Source organism: Corynebacterium sp. c3Ub_189 (genome assembly GCF_039907195.1).
Lineage (GTDB): Bacteria > Actinomycetota > Actinomycetes > Mycobacteriales > Mycobacteriaceae > Corynebacterium.
Window position 1 is genome coordinate 142546 of record NZ_JASBOF010000001.1, and the last position, 18031, is coordinate 160576.

The window sequence follows — 18031 nt, forward strand, 5'->3', positions numbered from 1 at the left end:
GACAGCTCCGCCGTCGCTGAAAACCAAGCTGCGGTGGAGACCTTCGTTGACTCAGGTGCTGGCGAGCCGGACCGCCTAGAGCGGTTATGGGCGCCTTATCGCATGGCCTATATTGCCAAGCGATCAAAGGATCCCTTCGTCGAAGCCCCACAGGGCAGCGATGAAGACGGGCTCATCATTGCTCGCGGCAAGACGGTCTATGCATTGCTGAACCTGTTTCCGTACAACGCCGGGCACCTCATGGTGGTGCCGTATCGCAAGGAATCGCAGCTCGAGAACCTCACGCAAGAGGAATCTCAGGAGCTGATGGCCTTCGCGCAAAAAGCAGTCCGGGTACTCAAGAGAGTTTCGCACCCAGAAGCCATCAACGTGGGCCTGAACCTGGGGCGCGCTTCGGGCGGCTCGGTGGGAGATCACCTGCACCTACATGTGGTGCCAAGGTGGCCCGGGGATAGTAACTTTATGACTGTCCTCGATGGGACTAAGGTATTACCGCAGCTTCTGCAGGATACGCGCCGCGTACTGGCAGAAGGATGGCGCGAGATGGAAGAGGAGGATTCGCGTGCTTAGCGTGCATGGGCGAAAGCCCGCTGCCGTGGTGGTGGAACCTATAGCCAAGGCCTTTTTGAAGCTAGGTCTGACCCCGAATGTGGTCACGGTTGTGGGTACCATAGTCACCATTGCGATTTCGGTGATCCTCATTCCTACCGGCCATCTTTTTTCCGCTGCCGTTTTGTCCGGCCTCTTCGCCGCTTTCGACATGCTCGATGGCGCCATGGCGCGCCTGACCGGCAAGGCTACTGCCTTTGGTGCGACCTTGGATGCCTCCTGTGATCGCATCACCGATGGCGCATTGTTCAGTGCTATTGCATGGTGGCTGATTTATTCTGCGGATTCTTCCCGCATCACGGTTATTGCCTGCTTTGTCACCTTGGTATGTTCCCAGGTCATTTCCTATATCAAGGCTAGGGGAGAAGCGTCCGGATTCACGATGGTTGGCGGCCTGATCGAGCGCCCCGAGCGGCTCATTTTGGGCTTGGGCGGCATCGGCCTCGAAGGCCTAGGCGTACCGCATGCCATTGAGGTAGCGCTGTGGATCTTGGCCGTTGGCTCCGTCTTTACCGTGTGCCAGCGTATGGTTATTGCTGCCCGCCAGGAGCAGCAGTAGCTCGTACTGCACCACCTAATACCAGGAGGTTGTGACACCATGTGGGATAGAGAAGCCCTCTCCGCGGCGGGTTACCTCGCGGGATGGAAGGTGGTGCGCCGTCTGCCCGAGCCCATTGCGCGCACGCTTTTTCGCTGGGGTGCGGACTACGCAAGTGGCAACGGTCGCGGAATGGAGGGCTTGCGCCGCAACCTAGCGCGAGTGGTGGGCCCGGAAAACGTTACCCGCGCCTTGGTGCGCGATTCCGTGCGCTCCTATATGCGCTACTGGATGGAGGCGTTCCGCCTGCCAGCTATCCACGGTGATGCCGGGTTGCATCAGCGCTTGCTCAGCGGCTTGCAAGGCCTTGAGCATTTTGATGCTTCGGCTCAATCCGGCCGCGGTACTATTTTGGCTCTGCCGCATTCCGGTAATTGGGATATGGCGGGCGTCTTCCTCGTCGGCCATTATGGCCAGTTCACCACCGTTGCGGAGCGCCTTAAGCCCGCAGTGCTTTTCGACGCCTTTGTGGACTACCGCGAAACCCTCGGCTTTGAGGTTCTTCCCCTCACCGGCGGCGAAGCCTCGCCTTTTGCCCGCCTCAAAGAGGTGCTGGAAGCCGGTGGCGTGGTCTGCCTGCTGGCTGAGCGCGACCTGACCCGAAGCGGCGTTACCGTGGATTTCATGGGGGAAAAGGCCAATATGGCCGCCGGTCCCGCACAGCTGGCCCTAGAGACTGGCGCCGCCCTGCACGTGGTGCACTCGTGGTTTGCAGGCGAAGGCTGGGGACTATCGGTCTCCCCTGAGCTTGAGGTAACGGACCTGCAGGAGACAACTCAGCGCATGGCCGATGGCTTCGCCGCCAATATCCGCCGCCACCCGGAGGATTGGCATATGCTGCAGCCGCAGTGGAATGTGGACATAGAGAGGCGTCGGCAAGCGCGGGCAGCCAAAAATACCCGCAATGCCCGCCACACCGGGCCATCACAGGAAGGGGAGAGCTAGTGCGCATAGGAATCGTATGCCCCTACTCCTTCGATGAACCAGGCGGAGTTCAAGCCCATATCCTTGATCTAGCCACAGTCTTCATTGAGCAAGGGCACTATGTACAGGTCATTGGCCCCGCTGCGGAATCCACCCAGCTGCCGGATTTCGTAGTCAAGGGAGGGCCGGCTTTCCCCATCGCGTATAACGGTTCGGTGGCCCGCCTGTCCGTGGGACCCCACGTAACACGCAAGGTAAAGCAATTCATCAAGGAGGGCGACTTCGATGTCTTGCACATCCATGAGCCTAACTCCCCGAGCTTTTCCATGACCGCGTTGGCCGTGGCCCAAGGTCCACTGGTGGCGACCTACCACGCCTCCGCATCGAGCTCCCTGGTGCTGACCCTGGCCAAACCTTTTCTCGTTCCCTTTTTGGAAAAGATCCGGGGTGGCATCGCGGTATCCGATATGGCGCGGCGGTGGCAGGTGGAGCAATTGGGTGGCGACCCGGTCCTCATTCCCAACGGCGTGGATACGTCGGTCTACGCGCAGGCTCGGCGCCGCAGCCCGGCCAAGGCCCCCGGCGATCCCCTGGAAGTTGTCTTCTTGGGACGGTTGGACGAACCTCGCAAAGGCCTCGATATCCTGTTGTGCGCGCTGCGCCAAGTACGCCATGATATTCGCGTGACCATCATGGGCGGTGGCCGCGCCCGCGAGGTCGAGGGCGTGGATTTTGTAGGCCGGGTCAGCGACGCCGAAAAGGCAGCAATCCTGGGCCGTGCCGATGTCTATGTGGCGCCAAATACCGGTGGTGAAAGCTTCGGCATCGTGCTGGTAGAAGCCATGGCGGCCGGCGCGGCAGTCGTTGCTTCCGATCTGGAAGCCTTCCGTGCTGTGTGCAATGCCGATTCCGACGAGGTTGCCGGCGCACTCTTTCGCAATGAAGACAGCGAGGATCTGGCTCGCGTCCTCAACGAGGTGCTTGATGATGCCGAGTATCGGGCCCAGTTGGTGCGCAATGGCGTCCAACGCGCCAGCACCTATGACTGGGACCATGTAGCGGCAGCCGTGATGCAGGTCTACGAGACTGTCCAAGACGGTACCAAGGTGAGGGTAAAGCGTTGATGGCCATTGAAATTGCCCTAATCCTCTTCCTACTTATCATCGTAGGTTTGTGGGCGCTTTTTACCGCCCAGCGGCTTAACTCGCTGCACATCCGCACTGATGCCTCGCTGGCCCAGCTACAGGCGGCACTAGACCGCAGGGCAGCGGTGACAGCGGTGGTCGCACCAGAGCTCGCGGCGCTAGCTCAGCGAGCAGAGTCTACCGAGCTCTATCAGGGCCATTTCGAACCGCGCACGATGGCCGAGCGGGAACTATCTGCCGCCATAGTGAGGGAGTTTCCCGCGGACCGTCGCCCTGCTGCGCTTGCCGACGCCGAGGGCCGCATCCAACTTGCCCACCGCTTCTACAACGAGGCGGTCAGTGACACTCGCGCGCTGCGCCTGCGACCTGCGGTACGCCTCTTTCATCTGGGCGGCACCGCAAAACTGCCGGAATATTTTGACTATATGCTGGCCGAGTAGCCAGCAGAGCTAACTCAGGACGCAAGTGCGTGCCGGCCGCGTCGGCGGCGGAATACCGGCTTCGCCTCGGTGCTGGCGGCCGTGCCTTCCTCCGGGGCGTTAGGCGCTTGCTGCTGCACCTGCGCCCGCTCGATCTTCGACGCCAGGGCCACCTCGGCTGCAAACCAGACAAGTCCGATGATGGCCATGACAACGATGAGGATATTGCGGGCTACCAATAGGTAGACGGCAAACATGTTCTCGCCCACGTGGTTCCAGATGTAGTCATAGTTGAATGGGTAGACCAAGGTGCCCAGCACGGCAGCGATAATGGTGCAGGACGCTAACAAGGCTTGGAATACCCGCAAGGGAGCGAATCCTTCCGGTAGGCGCTGGCGGATCACCACGGCAAGCAAGGGGCCCAGCCAGACGATGTATTGCGGGGAGAAAACCTTATTCGTCGCGATAAGAAGCAGGACCGTAACGGTAAAAAACGCCATGGTCGTGCGGGTGGTCCATCCGCCGGCGCACAGCCGGTACAGCGCCCATCCCACTGCGAAGACGAGCATGGCAATGGTGGCAATTGTGCTCCACGTCATTGCGGTATCTACGCCAGGCCCGGAAATTTCAAAGCTCTTGGACGGCGCGTAGCCCAGGTGCCACCGCCCCGGAGCGCGATGTGCCTGCAGCAACAGGAACGTCGCCGGGATGGACTCCAACTGGAGACCGCGCACGCCCTGATAACTCAGCGGTGAAAGCAGGCGCTCGGTGCCAGAGGCAGCTATCGTGACGGTGCAGACCGCGACGATGGTGCAGAAAAACGCGAGTAGGCGCTGCCAGGTTGCGGATCTGTTGAAGCGGCCCACCAAGCCGGCAGCGAGGACTCCTGGCCATAGCTTCATCGTGGTGGCAAAGCCCAGTACCGCCGAGGCGATGAGCGGGCGGGTAGCTAGAAGGGCGGCTGCCCCGGCTACGGCTAGGGCGGGGAATATATCGAGACGCCACACAAAGGTGTGGCCAGCTGCGGTGCCGAAGAGCACCCAGAACCAGGCGGCCTGGAAACTGCGCGGTTGAGCCGAGTGGTGGCGCAGGAGGAGGGCTAAAAAGGCGGCGTCAACAAGCAGGGTCATAATGGTGAAGCCGATATAGAATGCGTTGATATTCTCGCCGGTGAGCCACCCCAAAAGCACCGTGGGCCACGTGCCCGCGTGAGGGTATTCGGTCATCATTGTCGGGTCATCGCCAAAGATCCCGGCAAAATAATATGCGACATCGCCCCTGGGATTGTGGTTAATCTTGAGTAAGTAAATAAGGACAAGGCGGGCGATGACCCACCCAATCCATACTGCTGGAACAGAAGCGATGCGTTTCACTCGAAAGACTTTATTCAATGCGCGCCTACTTCGGTAGCGGACATAGTTTCTTCTAGAAAATTCCTCCACTTTTGCGCCCAGATGTGGGGGACGGATTGGAAAAACAAACTGACGGCTCGTCCAGTGAGTAGTGTGGACGGCAATTGCTAGGAAAATGATATAGGGCATAAGGAGCGTGCAGATGGCATCTATTCGCGAGGTCTTGGCCGTCGAGGAAACCAAAATGGCCGATGTCTTTAAAGGCCCTGCTGTGGAGTCGCGAATTGAACGTACCTTCGGCGGGCAGATTGCTGCTCAAGCAGTGGCCGCAGCCCAGCGCACTGTGTCCGGCAAAGACATCCACTCCCTGCATGGCTACTTTGTAGGCCCTGGCAATGCGAGCCAGCCAATTGAGATCCGTGTCGAACGCATTCGGGAGGGGAGATCATTTGCCAACCGGCAGGTGCGTGTCTACCAGGGGGAAGTGCTCCTGTTTACTCTCATGGCTAGTTTTCACCGCGACGGCGACTATGGTCCGCAGCATCAGGACGCCGCGCCGAAGGTGCCAGGGCCCGAGGAAGTAGTTCGGATTGGCGGCGGAGCCCCGTACTCCACCAGGATTATCCTCAAGGAGTGGGAGGAATGGGATATTCGCCTCGTGCCAGAAGAAGGACGCGATCCGGTGGCTGCAGAGCGCACCGGTGCAGGCTATCGGCATATTTGGTTCCGCAATACTGGCAGACTGCCTGCGGATTCTTCCTTCCATTGTGCGGCGCTGACCTTTATGTCTGATATGACGCTGATTCGCTCGGCCCTGATTCCGCATCAGGGAGAGAAAGTGCAATTGGCCAGCCTTGATCATGCGATATGGTTTCTGCGCCCATTCCGCGTGGATGAGTGGTTGCTATATGAGCAGGTATCACCTACGGCGTCGAATGCGACGGCGGTTGCGCGTGGCAAGATTTTTACCGAGCAGGGTGAACTGGTGGCCTTGGTGAATCAAGAGGGGCTTACACGTTATTTAGATGAAAATTTGGGCAGCGGCTCTGCCCATGGCAATTGGCACAACGTATAAGAATGTCCCGCTTATAAGGGGGTCGCTTTCACGCATTCGTGCAGCACACGTATAATTGCCACCAGTTTCAGCACCCGATTAGAAAGGGACTACATGTCAGGCCACTCGAAATGGGCAACTACCAAGCATAAGAAGGCTGCCAACGATGCCAAGCGTGGCAAGGAATTTGCCAAGCTGATCAAGAACATCGAAGTGGCGGCTCGTACCGGCGGTGGTGACCCAGCGGCTAACCCAACCCTTGATGACATGATCAAGAAGGCCAAGAAGGCCTCCGTCCCCAATGACAATATTGAGCGTGCTCGCAAGCGCGGTTCCGGTGAAGAAGCCGGCGGCGCCGATTGGGAAACCATCATGTACGAAGGCTACGGCCCGAACGGTGTAGCCATGCTTATTGAGTGCCTTACGGATAACCGCAACCGTGCGGCAACCGACGTGCGTACCGCGATGTCCAAGAATGGCGGCAACCTGGGTGAGTCCGGCTCTGTGGCCTACATGTTCACTCGTACCGGCTACGTCTTGGTAGAAAAGGGCGAGCTAACGGAGGATGACGTCTTGATGGCCGTGCTGGAAGCAGGCGCGGAAGAGGTCAAGGACCAGGGCGAGAAGTTTGAGATTGTTTGCGCGCCGACGGACGTGCAGGCCGTGAAGGACGCGCTCAAGGACGCCGATATTGAGGTCGATGACTCCGACAATGACTTCCGTGCGTCTGTCGAGGTACCGCTGGAGGCCAATGACGCCAAGAAGATTTTCCGCCTCATCGACGCCTTGGAAGACTCCGACGATGTGCAAAACGTCTACACCAATATGGATCTCTCCGATGAGGTTCTAGCCGAGCTGAACGAGGACTAACCACCTCGCCGCAAGGACGGCTCTTAGCGCCGGTAGCGCTCCGTGGGTATTGCCCGCAGGAGACGTTACCGGCGCTTCGTTATGGCGCAACTGGATGCTACGCTTGTAGAACACCTGTGTGTAGTCCATAATGGGGCAGTAGGCGGTGCACAGTGGTGCCAACATGACAGTGGGGGAGAGATGAACCTAGAAGGAATGCGCGTGATGGGAATTGACCCAGGCTTGACGCGCTGCGGACTTTCCGTTGTTCAGGCTGGTCGTGGCCGAGCGATCCTTCCCGTTTCTGTCGGTGTGGTGCGCACCCCTAGCGATAAGGACTTGACGGAGCGCCTGCTGCGCCTTTCGGTGGCGGCGAAAGAGTGGATGGATGACTATTCGCCAGATGTGGTTGCGATCGAGCGCGTCTTCGAACGCGGCCAGGTGTCCACAGTCATGCAAACGGCCCACGTCGTAGGGGTACTGGTGCTAGCCGCGGCTGAACGCGATATTCCGGTGTACATGTACACCCCGTCCGAGGTGAAAAAGGCCATCTCTGGACACGGGCGCGCTGATAAGAAGCAGATGACCACCATGATTACCCGTATTCTGGGGTTGACTGAACCGCCCAAGCCTGCCGACGCCGCCGACGCTCTTGCGTTGGCAGTGTGCCACTGCTGGCGTGCCCCTGCCATTGTGCGGATGGACCATACCGGCCTCGGGCTTGGTGCTAAGACCAGCGGCGTGCGCGGCCAGGGCAAGAAGCGCTAGGGAATTTTACTGAGAGTGGAAGGATAAGAAGCCAATGATTGCTGCACTGCGTGGAGAGGTAATCCATATTGGACTCGACCATGGGGTTATCGACTGTGCAGGCGTGGGGTACAAGTTTTTAGCTACCCCACAAACGCTGGGCACCTTGCGCCGCGGGGAACAAGCCACGGTTCTTACTAACTTGGTGGTTAAGGAAGATTCTCTGACTCTCTATGGCTTTAGCGCTGATGAGGATCGCGAGATGTTCCATGTGCTGCAGTCCGTGTCCGGCCTAGGTCCCAAGCTGGCCCTGGCGGCGCTGTCGGTTATGGGTGCAGGGGAGCTCGCTGCGGCAATTGGTGGGGAAGATGTAAAGGCGCTGCAGTCTATCCCGGGCGTCGGCAAGCGTATGGCCCAGCGCTTGGCGCTGGAGCTGAAAGATAAGGTAGCGGCCTTTGCGCCAAGCGCGCCCGCGGCCGCAGGCTCCGTTGATACCGCCGTCGCGCCGACCGGTGGTGCCGTGGTAGAAAGCGTGACTGAGGCACTCATTGGCCTTGGGTTTACCGATAAGGGGGCGCGCCCCGTGGTGGAATCCGCCTACGCGGACAATCCCGATGCCGATACGTCCTCTCTCTTGCGTGCGGCGCTGGCGCAGCTGGGCAAGAAGAAATAACCGGCAGGAAGGCTGAAAAATCATGTCCGATATTGAGCGCACCGAGTTCAATCTCCCTGAGGGCCTCGACGCGGCGCACGCCACCCAGCGCAATAGCGATGTGGATGCCACCGCACACTCCGAGGAGCATGATATTGAACGCTCCTTGCGTCCCAAGTCGCTCGAGGAATTTATCGGCCAACCCAAGGTGCGCGAGCAGCTCTCCCTTGTGCTTAAGGGGGCAAAGAACCGTGGGGTCACGCCCGACCACGTTTTGCTTTCGGGGCCGCCGGGCCTGGGCAAGACCACAATGGCGATGATTATTTCCCAGGAGCTGGGGACCTCGCTGCGTATGACTTCCGGGCCCGCTTTGGAGCGCGCCGGTGATTTGGCCGCAATGCTTTCCAACCTTATGGAAGGCGATGTCTTGTTCATCGATGAGATTCACCGCATTGCCCGGCCAGCAGAAGAAATGCTGTACATGGCAATGGAGGACTTCCGCATTGACGTCATCGTGGGCAAGGGACCTGGCGCTACTTCTATTCCGCTAGAGATCCCGCCATTTACCCTGGTAGGTGCGACTACGCGCGCCGGCATGCTCACCGGCCCATTGCGCGACCGCTTCGGTTTCACCGCGCAGATGGAGTACTACGACACGGCCGATCTTACCCAGGTGATCAAGCGCGCCGCCCACATTTTGGACGTGGAAATTGACCACGATGCGGCAGTAGAAATTGGCTCTCGTTCGCGCGGAACACCACGTATTGCTAACCGTTTGCTGCGCCGCGTGCGTGACTATGCCGAGGTCAATGGCACCGGCCTGATTGATCTCAGTGCGGCCCAGGGAGCGCTCGAAGTCTTTGACGTGGATGACATGGGACTTGACCGCCTCGACCGGGCGGTGCTCAATGCCTTGATTAAGGGGCACGGCGGCGGACCGGTTGGCGTGAGCACGCTAGCCATCGCAGTGGGCGAGGAACCCTCGACTGTCGAGGAGGTGTGTGAGCCTTACCTGGTTCGTGCCGGGATGGTTGCGCGCACTGGGCGCGGCCGTGTAGCTACCGCTGCTGCGTGGCGGCACCTGGGGCTTACCCCGCCGGAGGGCGCGGCCGGGCTGTTTTAATTCAGGGGCTAGCCTGCTTGGCGATGCCCCCCCCCTTGGGGTTTCTGTGCGCACCGCCGTCTGGCACACTAGGGTGCTATGGAAATCATCATTCTCATCATTATTGGCATCCTCTTCGTCGTTCCCTCGTTTATGGCCATGCGAAAGCAGCGCCAGCGCCAAAATGAGATGCAGGTCCTCCAGAATTCCCTGCAGCCGGGCGACGCCATCGTTACGGCGGGCGGCGTGCACGGCGTGGTGCGCAGCACTGGCGACAAGGATGTGGATCTAGAAATCGCCCCTGGCGTGGTGGTTACTTTTGACAAGATGGCGGTCATTCGCACTGAGCAGGAGGCCAATGAGCTTGCGCGCCCTGCTGCTGGGGAAGAGAAGAATGATGCGGCAGATAACCTGCCTGATGAGAAGTACCCTCCGTTTGACGGCCAGGAGAAGGAATAGCCGGCTATTTCCTAAGAGTTGCCTTAACGTTTACTAGGTGGGTGGAGCCTTCGCGGAGCGTAGACCCCATCACACTTTGAGTCTTTTCCGGACCTCGTTAAGGAAAACTCCGCCTGATGACGTACGATTGTGCGTTGTTGACGTGCCTGCGCCATGTGGCGGGGCCGTATTTAATGTTTAAACACCCTGTTATAAGCAGCACAGGAGATTATCGTTGCCCGCAAAAACCCGTGGCGCTATGAAAAATAGCAAACGCCAATGGCCGAAGCGCGCGATCGCGCTTTTCGTTCTCATTGTGGTTGTTATCTATGCGCTTATCTTTTTAACTGGTAGCCGTCAAAGCACCCCAAAGCTTGGCATCGACTTGCAGGGCGGTACCCGCGTAACGCTGGCGCCGCAAGGCGAGGAACCCACCCAAGACCAACTCAAGCAAGCACGCAACATTTTGGAACAGCGTGTTAACGGCATGGGTGTTTCTGGTTCTGAGGTTGTCATCAACGGCAATACCCTGGTCATTACCGTGCCAGGTGAGGACGCCTCCCAGGCACAGGCTGTGGGCCAGACCTCGCAGCTGTTCTTCCGTCCGGTGGCTAAGCCCTCCATGCCGGATATGGAAAAGCTCAATAAGGAGCTGGAAGATATGGCCAATCGCTGGGTGAAGTACGACGTACTGAGCGCAGATGAGGCCAATAAGCAGATGGAACAGATGACCAAGGGCATCGCTCAGCAAGAAGCGCAGATGACTGGCAAGGAGCCAAAGAAACAGAAGGCTCCTAAGGTCAGCGCCAAGCCGCTTGAGGAGCCAAGCAACTCCATTGAGCAGACTAAGCGCCGCGATGAAGTTACGGAGATGCTCCTGAAGGACCGTCAGTCCGAGGACCCGACCACCCAGGCGGCAGCCTCCGCGCTGATGACCTGCCAGGGCAGCAGCGATCCACTGGCCGGCGCCGATGATCCTGCAAAGCCATTTGTGACCTGTGACTACTCCAACGGCAACCCGTACGTTCTGGAGCCCGCACCGCTTCTCAATGGCATCAAGGACGAAAACGGTACCCGCCTCACCGGTAACGAGATCGATACCAATTCTCCTATCGAAGGCGGCCTAAACGGTCAGTCTGGCCAGATGGAGATCAACTTCTCCTTCAAGACCGGCGATGGCCCGAACGGTTCGCAGACCTGGGCAGACCTGACGCAGGAACACCTCAAGGACCAAGTTGCCATCACCCTTGACTCTGGGGTTATTTCCGCACCGGTTATTCAGGGAGCAACTCCAGTTGGCTCTGCTACCTCCATTACTGGTGACTTTAGCCAGGAAGAGGCACAGAACCTGGCTAATAACCTGAAGTATGGCGCACTGCCGCTGTCCTTCGCCGGTGAAAATGGCGAGCCGGGTGGCACCGTAGAGTCCATTCCACCAACACTGGGTAAGGCCGCACTGCAGGCCGGCCTCATTGCAGGCCTCGTTGGCCTGGTACTCGTGATGGCCTACTCGCTGTACTACTTCCGCGCGCTGGCCGGCGTATCCCTCATCTTCCTCATTGCCTCTGGCCTCCTGACCTATGGTTCCCTGGTTCTGCTGGGCCGCTGGATCGGTTATTCGCTGGACCTTTCCGGCATCGCCGGTCTGGTCATCGGTGTGGGCGCAACTGCTGACTCCTTCGTGGTCTACTACGAGCGCATCAAGGACGAGCTCCTCGAGGGACGCACTTTCCGCTCCGCTACGCAAAAGGCGTGGGAGCGCGCTCGTGCCACCATTGTGACCGGTAACGCGGTGACCCTGATTGGCTCTGTTGTGGTCTACTTCCTCGCCATCGGTGAGGTGAAGGGCTTCGCCTTTACGATGGGTCTGACCACGGTCTTCGACCTGGTCGTATCCTTCCTGGTCATGGCACCACTGATGCAGATGGTGGGCCGCCGTCCGGCTGCTGCTAAACCTTCGATGAATGGCCTCGGCGGAATCTACGCACTGGTGGAAGAGCGCCGTGAGCGCGGCTACTTTGGCTCGGGACGTCGTCAAGCAAGCACTGCTGAAGCCTCCGACGCTAAAGAGTCAGCCACCAAAGAAACGGCAGGACATTCTGCCGCAGGAACCGCACGTCCCGTAGATGCTGCGGAAGATGAGGAGAAATAAGCATGGCTGTTTCGACTAAGCACAAGATTTCCCGGATGGACCGCCTCTACGAGGACGAGCGCGGTTATGACTTCATCGGTCGCACCAAGCTGTGGTACGGCATCACCGCCGCGTTGATCGTGGCCGCAGTGGCCGCGATTCTCATTCGTGGTTTCTCGCTCTCGATTGACTTCGAAGGCGGCACCACGTTGTCGATGCCGGCAGGCGACCTCAAGGAAGATGAGGTAAGCCAGGTCTTCGAAGACTCCACCGGTGTAGAACCCGAGCAGGTTCACATTGTGGGCGCTGGCGATTCCGAGACCTTGGAAATCGTTTCTGAGCGCTTGAGCCAAGAGGACGTGAATGCGGCCCGCGCGGCTATCTATGACAACTTCCAGCCGAAGGATGAAAACGGCAAGGCCACCCCGGATGCCATTGGCTCGTCCACAGTATCCGAATCCTGGGGTTCTTCTATTACCCAGCGCATGCTCATTGCCATGCTGGTCTTCTTGGTGGCTGCGACCGTCTACGTGGCCATTCGCTTGCAGAAGAACATGGCTTTTGCCGCCATCATCGCGCTGATTGCAGACGGCGTGATCATCGCCGGTATTTACGCCCTCTTTGGCTTCGAAGTTTCCCCGGCCGTCATTATTGGTCTGCTTACCGTCTTGACCTTCTCCATGTATGACTCGGTCATCGTCTTTGACAAGATCAACGAGAACACGGAAGGCCTCGAGGGCCAGCGCAAGAAGACCTATGCTGAGCTGACAAACTTGGCTATCAACCAGACGGTCATGCGCTCGATTTCTACCTCGGTTATTTCCGCGCTGCCTATCATCGCGCTCTTCGTGGTGGCCGTATGGCTGATGGGTATCGGTACCCTCCGCGATCTGGCGCTCATTCAGCTCATCGGCGTGGTCGAGGGCATTTTCTCCTCCATCTTCTTCGCTACGCCGCTGGTCGTGACCCTCGCCAATATGTCCAAGAAGATCAAGCGTCACAACAAGCGGGTCGCGGACTACCGCGCTGGCAAGGACGAGAATGCCGCGGCAGAATCTGGCGCAGCATCCTCCGGCCGCACCGTGGTCTCACCAGTGAGTGCAAAGACCACCCCGGCTGAGATCGACGATGATCCGTCCGAGTCCACTGGGCACCCTGGCGCAACCTGGCGCCCGGGCCGGTAGCCTCCGATAGTAAAATTTTGGCGGAGTTGTAGCTGAAGTGAGGGCGAATTACGGTGTTTGAATCCAAGAGCAGTTCTAGCGAACGTCACTGGGGAAGGAAGGCCATTGCCTCGTGCGTTTCAGCTCTAGCTCTAGCTGCTTCTGCCTGTAGCGGGCAGGACGGCGAAGAGGACACGTCTAGTGCTCCCCAGGAGCCAGAATCCTATGGATACTTTGGCTACCAAGTAAATTCCCGCCTGGCCACCACTAATGCTGGCACCTCCTTTGGTGACGCTACCTCCGCCGGACTGCTGTCTACGCGGCTTTATCCGGGCCTTTTCGTGCCCGGCCCCTCTGGCGAATTAATCCCCAATGCGGATCTGGTTGAAACTGAAGAGCTTCCGCCTGTTGCCGGCAGCGACCAGCGCAGCGTTCAGCTCACTTTGGAGGAGGATGCTGTCTTTTCCGATGGCACCCCCGTTACCTGTGACGACTACTTTTTGGCGTATGTGGCCGGTACTCATCCAGCTGAATTTGCCTCCCATATGCCGTTGATGAATGACATCGCAGATTTTAGCTGTGAGCCCCAAAGCAAAACGTTCACCTTGACCTTTAACAAGGATCAGGGGCAGCGCTGGCGCCACATGTTTGGCGCCGGCACGGTCATGCCGGCCCATGCGCTGGCTAAAAAGTCCGGGTTGAGCATTGCCGAACTCAACGCGGCACTCACGGTCGAAGACATGCAGGCGCTTGCGCCGGTTGCTAAGGAATGGCGCTATGGCTTTTCCGTGGCCAAGGATCAACTAGATCCCGAGCTGCAGGTCTCCTTTGGACCCTATGTCATTGACAAGGTAGGCGACGAAGAGGAGATCATTCTCAAAGCAAACGAAAAGTACTTCGGGGACGCCCCAGCGGAAGAGCATGTTGTGGTCTGGCCTTCGGATGCTGATGCACAAAAGCTTGCAGATAAAGGCGCACTGCGCGTAGTGGATGCCGCCAGCGAAAATCCTGACTGGCTGGACAGTACGAAGGACGAGGCAGGGGAGTCCCCCTACGAGGTCACTCCAATGGTTGGCGAGCTAACCGATACGCTCACGCTATCTGAAGCTGGAGTATTCGCGGAGCCGTGGGCGCGCGAGAGCTTCGCTGCTTGCGTCGATCAGCAGGCGGTTGCGCAAGCAAGCTCTGCGGCCTCCGGTGTGGAGGTGCCGCCGGCATACTTGCGTACCGTCTCCGCGACCAACCCAGTCGCCGGCGGTCTAGACAAGGTGGGCAAGGAACACCAAGGCACGGATTTGGCTAAGGCCGGCGACCTCAACGGTACGACCATCAAGGTCGGCTATTTGGGGCCAGACAAACGCTACGCTGCCATGGTGGAACAACTTCGTGCATCCTGTGAGCCGGCTGGTATCACCATCGAGGACGCGTCTGCGGAGTTCATGTCCCAGCACTACTTGGAAATGGATCCGGAAACCTGGGCGCCTACCGTTGATGCCTTCCTCGGTCCAGTCGATCCTCAGACGGAGTATTCCACGGTGGAGTCCAGTATGAAGAACTCTGCGGAGCTGAAGAAGACAGAAGAGGCTCTGTGGAAGGATGTACCGTCCATTCCGCTCTCCGCGCAGCCGCGCGTTTTCCTCGTCCGCCGCGACGTGGAAGGTGTCCTGCCGTACACTGGCGTCTCGGGCATCGGTTGGAATATGGACCGCTGGCACAGCACCGCCCCAGCTGAAAAGAACTAGGCTGCACACAGCGGCCGTTAACGACCTCTCGCAAACATTTCTCAAGGAAGATTATGAGCTCGCACTACGAATCAGCAGCACAGGCACTCAAGGATAAGGTTCGCCTCGTTCAAGACTTCCCAGAGGAGGGCATCCTCTTTGAGGACCTCACCCCAGTCTTGGCGGACCCAGAGGCATTTCGCACCGTAGTGGACGGCTTGGCGGCCGCCTGCGAGGAATTGGGCGCAGATATGATTGGCGGCCTAGACGCCCGTGGATTCCTCCTCGGCTCGGCCGTCGCCTACAAGATGGGCCTGGGTATCTTGGCCATCCGCAAGAAAGGCAAGCTTCCCCCACCGGTATATACCGAGGAATATGAGCTGGAGTATGGCTCCGCGGCGCTGGAGATTCCAGCCAGCGGCGTTGACATCAAGGGCAAACGCGTAGTGCTTGTCGACGACGTCCTGGCGACCGGTGGCACCCTCCACGGTGCCAAGCTTTTGCTTGAGTCCGCAGGTGCCGAAGTCGCTGGCAATGTGGTGGTGCTGGAGGTCAAGGGCCTCAACGGTCGTGAGCGTTTATCCGGCCCACCGCTCATTGTGTTGAATGCCACAGACTAAGATGGGATGTCTAAGCTAGATCGCACGATCTAGTTGGACATGAGGCCACAAGGCCCATGACACTGTGAAGGGCGGTAGATTTGGCCATGGACAAACCCGTAAAGCGCCAGTCCGGCGGCGGAATGCGCAGTATGTCGGCTCGCCTAGCTCGTTCGCTCACCGGCGGCCGAGTGAAGGTGAATCCGGTGCTGGACCCGTTGATGTCCATCCACCGCAAGTTTCACCCCAAGGCCGATGCTGATCTGCTCAATCGCGCCTATGACACCGCGGAGCGGCTCCATGAGGGGGTCTTTCGCAAATCCGGAGAACCGTATATCACCCACCCGCTCGCCGTGGCGACGATCGCAGCGGAGATCGGTATGGACACCACCACCATCGTTGCAGCACTGCTGCACGACACCGTGGAGGATACGGACTACTCACTAGAGGACCTCACCCGAGATTTCGGTCCGGAGGTGGCTCGCTTGGTCGATGGCGTGACCAAGCTGGACAAGGTGGCACTGGGGTCGGCCGCAGAGGCTGAGACCATTCGTAAGATGATTGTCGCCATGGCCACCGACCCCCGAGTCCTGGTCATTAAGGTCAGCGACCGCCTGCACAATATGCGTACGATGCGGTTCCTCCCGCCCGAAAAACAGGCTAAGAAGGCGCGGCAGACCCTAGAGGTTATCGCGCCGCTAGCTCACCGCCTCGGCATGGCCAGCGTGAAGTGGGAGCTGGAAGATCTGTCCTTTGCCATCTTGTATCCAAAGAAGTACGACGAGATCGTGCGCATGGTGGCAGATCGCGCCCCCTCGCGCGATCGCGCGCTGAAGGAGATCATTAGCCAGGTCAGTGGGGCGCTGAAAGAAAACGGCATTGAAGCCGAGGTTATGGGCCGACCAAAGCATTACTGGTCCATCTATCAAAAGATGATCGTACGCGGCCGGGACTTCGCGGAGATTTTTGACTTAGTGGGCATCCGCATCCTAGTAGAGGACGTCAATAGCTGTTATGCCGCAATTGGCGTGGTTCACTCGATCTACCAAGCTCTGCCCGGGCGCTTTAAGGACTATATTTCTTCGCCGCGATTTGGCGTCTATCAGTCGCTGCACACCACCGTGCTGGGCAATGGTGGCGCGACGCTAGAGGTCCAGGTACGCACCCACGAGATGCACTACAACGCTGAGTTCGGTGTGGCCGCTCACTGGCGCTACAAAGAAACCAAGGGCAAGAACTCGGGCCACCAGGAAGAAGTGGACCAGATGGCTTGGATGCGCCAACTTCTGGACTGGCAGAAGGAAGCCGCCGATCCCAACGAGTTCCTCGACTCGCTGCGCTACGACCTGACCGCCAAGCAAATCTTCGCCTTTACTCCGAAAGGCGATGTGGTGAACCTGCCTGCCGGTTCAACTCCGGTGGACTTTGCCTACGCAGTACATACTGAGGTGGGGCATAGGTGTATTGGTGCCAAGGTCAATGGCAAGCTCGTCGCGCTCGAATCGAAGCTAAAGTCCGGCGACAAGGTGGAAATCTTTACCTCAAAGGATCCCAACGCCGGTCCGTCCCGCGATTGGCAAGACTTCCTCGTGTCTGCTCGAGCCAAGACAAAGGTGCGGCAGTGGTTTGCCAAGGAACGCCGCGAAGAACACTTGGAAGCCGGCCGCGATGCCCTGGCGACCGAAGTCCAGCGCGGCGGCCTGCCTATGCACCGCTTGTTTACTGCCAGCTCCATGAAGCAGGTAGCGGAACAGCTGCACTATACCGATGTCGATTCGCTGTATACCGCCATCGGCGCGGGCCACGTATCTGCTCAACACGTGGCCAACCAATTGGTCGCCATGTTCGGCGACCAGGACGATGCCATCGACACCCTGGCCTCCCGCACGCCACTGTCTGAAATTGAGCACTCCCGCGCCCAACACACCGAAGACTCGGCATCGGGCACCGGCATCTTGGTGGAAGGCAGCCCCGATGTGATGGCAAAGCTCGCCAAATGCTGCCAGCCCGTGCCGGGCGATGCCATTTTCGGCTTCGTTACCCGCGGCGGGGGAGTCTCCGTGCACCGAGCCGATTGCACAAACGCGGAAAAGCTCAAGGCAGAACCAGAGCGCATGTTGGAGGTGGCCTGGTCTTCTGGTACCTCTGCGACGGGCGCTTTCTCTGCGACGCTGCAATTGGAAGCCCTCGACCGTCAGGGCCTCCTCTCGGAGCTCACTCGGGTAATGAGCGATCAAAACATCAACGTTTTGACCATGAACTCGAATCGGGGCGATGACCACATCGCGACGGTTAGGTTTACTTTCTCGGTGTCCGACACCAAGCAGCTGGGCACGTTGATGACGACGTTGCGCAATACCGAAGGCGTCTTCGACGTCTACCGAGTGACTGCTTAGTGTGCTCTGTCCCTACCCTCAAGGAGGGGCGGGGCAAGCAACGCGAAAGCATCAGGTGGGTTACCAGTGTATGAATTTTCGGCTTCTGCAAGGTAAATCCCCAGCAAGCGGGCTCAATTTCTCCTGCCAAGT

The 18031-nt window shown here is 58.8% G+C and carries 17 protein-coding genes; 16 read left to right on the forward strand and 1 reads right to left on the reverse strand.

Annotated elements, in window-relative coordinates; genetic code table 11:
- The first annotated feature begins 33 nt into the window (after window positions 1-33).
- From QKD99_RS00710 to QKD99_RS00730, 5 genes are read left to right on the forward strand one after another with little or no spacing between them, the layout of a single operon-like run.
- Window positions 34-570 (forward strand): HIT domain-containing protein, encoded by a 537-nt coding sequence (locus QKD99_RS00710; protein WP_239277760.1) that lies wholly within the window; start codon window positions 34-36, stop codon window positions 568-570.
- Complete coding sequence (pgsA, locus tag QKD99_RS00715) at window positions 563-1168, forward strand: phosphatidylinositol phosphate synthase (protein ID WP_347950445.1); 606 nt, start codon at window positions 563-565, stop codon at window positions 1166-1168. Before QKD99_RS00710 ends, pgsA begins: the two co-directional genes overlap by 8 nt.
- A 39-nt stretch (window positions 1169-1207) precedes the next feature.
- The gene (locus QKD99_RS00720; protein WP_347950446.1) at window positions 1208-2152 is read left to right on the forward strand and encodes a phosphatidylinositol mannoside acyltransferase; all 945 of its coding nucleotides are present in this window, start codon (window positions 1208-1210) and stop codon (window positions 2150-2152) included.
- Window positions 2152-3255: a glycosyltransferase family 4 protein gene (locus QKD99_RS00725; RefSeq protein ID WP_347950447.1), complete on the forward strand. Its 1104-nt coding sequence runs from the start codon at window positions 2152-2154 to the stop codon at window positions 3253-3255. The genes QKD99_RS00720 and QKD99_RS00725 overlap by 1 nt, the downstream gene beginning before the upstream one ends.
- Complete coding sequence (locus tag QKD99_RS00730) at window positions 3255-3716, forward strand: hypothetical protein (RefSeq protein ID WP_284766574.1); 462 nt, start codon at window positions 3255-3257, stop codon at window positions 3714-3716. The genes QKD99_RS00725 and QKD99_RS00730 overlap by 1 nt, the downstream gene beginning before the upstream one ends.
- A 14-nt stretch (window positions 3717-3730) precedes the next feature.
- Here QKD99_RS00730 and QKD99_RS00735 read toward each other — a convergent pair whose 3' ends face one another.
- The gene (locus QKD99_RS00735; RefSeq protein WP_347950448.1) at window positions 3731-5068 is read right to left on the reverse strand and encodes a DUF2029 domain-containing protein; all 1338 of its coding nucleotides are present in this window, start codon (window positions 5066-5068) and stop codon (window positions 3731-3733) included.
- Window positions 5069-5249: 181 nt separating this feature from the next.
- Between QKD99_RS00735 and QKD99_RS00740 the strand changes: the two genes are divergently transcribed.
- The 11 genes from QKD99_RS00740 to QKD99_RS00790 all read left to right on the forward strand — a co-directional run bounded on the left by QKD99_RS00740 (window position 5250) and on the right by QKD99_RS00790 (window position 17899).
- Window positions 5250-6122 (forward strand): acyl-CoA thioesterase domain-containing protein, encoded by an 873-nt coding sequence (locus tag QKD99_RS00740; RefSeq protein WP_347950449.1) that lies wholly within the window; start codon window positions 5250-5252, stop codon window positions 6120-6122.
- A 93-nt stretch (window positions 6123-6215) separates the two neighbouring features.
- On the forward strand, window positions 6216-6971 hold the full coding sequence (locus QKD99_RS00745) for a YebC/PmpR family DNA-binding transcriptional regulator (protein ID WP_005324988.1): 756 nt from the start codon (window positions 6216-6218) through the stop codon (window positions 6969-6971).
- 180 nt (window positions 6972-7151) lie between these two features.
- Window positions 7152-7718, forward strand: coding sequence for a crossover junction endodeoxyribonuclease RuvC (gene ruvC / locus QKD99_RS00750; RefSeq protein ID WP_347950450.1), 567 nt, complete (start codon window positions 7152-7154; stop codon window positions 7716-7718).
- 34 nt (window positions 7719-7752) lie between these two features.
- The gene (gene ruvA / locus QKD99_RS00755; RefSeq protein ID WP_347950451.1) at window positions 7753-8370 is read left to right on the forward strand and encodes a Holliday junction branch migration protein RuvA; all 618 of its coding nucleotides are present in this window, start codon (window positions 7753-7755) and stop codon (window positions 8368-8370) included.
- Between the two features lie 22 nt (window positions 8371-8392).
- Entirely contained in the window at window positions 8393-9472 is a 1080-nt protein-coding gene (ruvB, locus tag QKD99_RS00760) for a Holliday junction branch migration DNA helicase RuvB (protein WP_347950452.1), read from the forward strand.
- A gap of 78 nt (window positions 9473-9550) precedes the next feature.
- The gene (yajC, locus tag QKD99_RS00765) at window positions 9551-9910 is read left to right on the forward strand and encodes a preprotein translocase subunit YajC (protein WP_347950453.1); all 360 of its coding nucleotides are present in this window, start codon (window positions 9551-9553) and stop codon (window positions 9908-9910) included.
- A gap of 238 nt (window positions 9911-10148) precedes the next feature.
- Window positions 10149-12041 (forward strand): protein translocase subunit SecD, encoded by a 1893-nt coding sequence (secD, locus tag QKD99_RS00770; RefSeq protein WP_347950454.1) that lies wholly within the window; start codon window positions 10149-10151, stop codon window positions 12039-12041.
- A 2-nt stretch (window positions 12042-12043) separates the two neighbouring features.
- Complete coding sequence (gene secF / locus QKD99_RS00775) at window positions 12044-13204, forward strand: protein translocase subunit SecF (protein ID WP_284766566.1); 1161 nt, start codon at window positions 12044-12046, stop codon at window positions 13202-13204.
- Between the two features lie 53 nt (window positions 13205-13257).
- Complete coding sequence (locus QKD99_RS00780; protein WP_347950455.1) at window positions 13258-14925, forward strand: ABC transporter substrate-binding protein; 1668 nt, start codon at window positions 13258-13260, stop codon at window positions 14923-14925.
- Window positions 14926-14978: 53 nt separating this feature from the next.
- Window positions 14979-15524, forward strand: a complete 546-nt coding sequence (locus QKD99_RS00785; RefSeq protein ID WP_005324978.1) for an adenine phosphoribosyltransferase — start codon at window positions 14979-14981, stop codon at window positions 15522-15524.
- Window positions 15525-15610: 86 nt separating this feature from the next.
- The gene (locus QKD99_RS00790; protein WP_347950456.1) at window positions 15611-17899 is read left to right on the forward strand and encodes a bifunctional (p)ppGpp synthetase/guanosine-3',5'-bis(diphosphate) 3'-pyrophosphohydrolase; all 2289 of its coding nucleotides are present in this window, start codon (window positions 15611-15613) and stop codon (window positions 17897-17899) included.
- Window positions 17900-18031 lie beyond the last annotated feature (132 nt).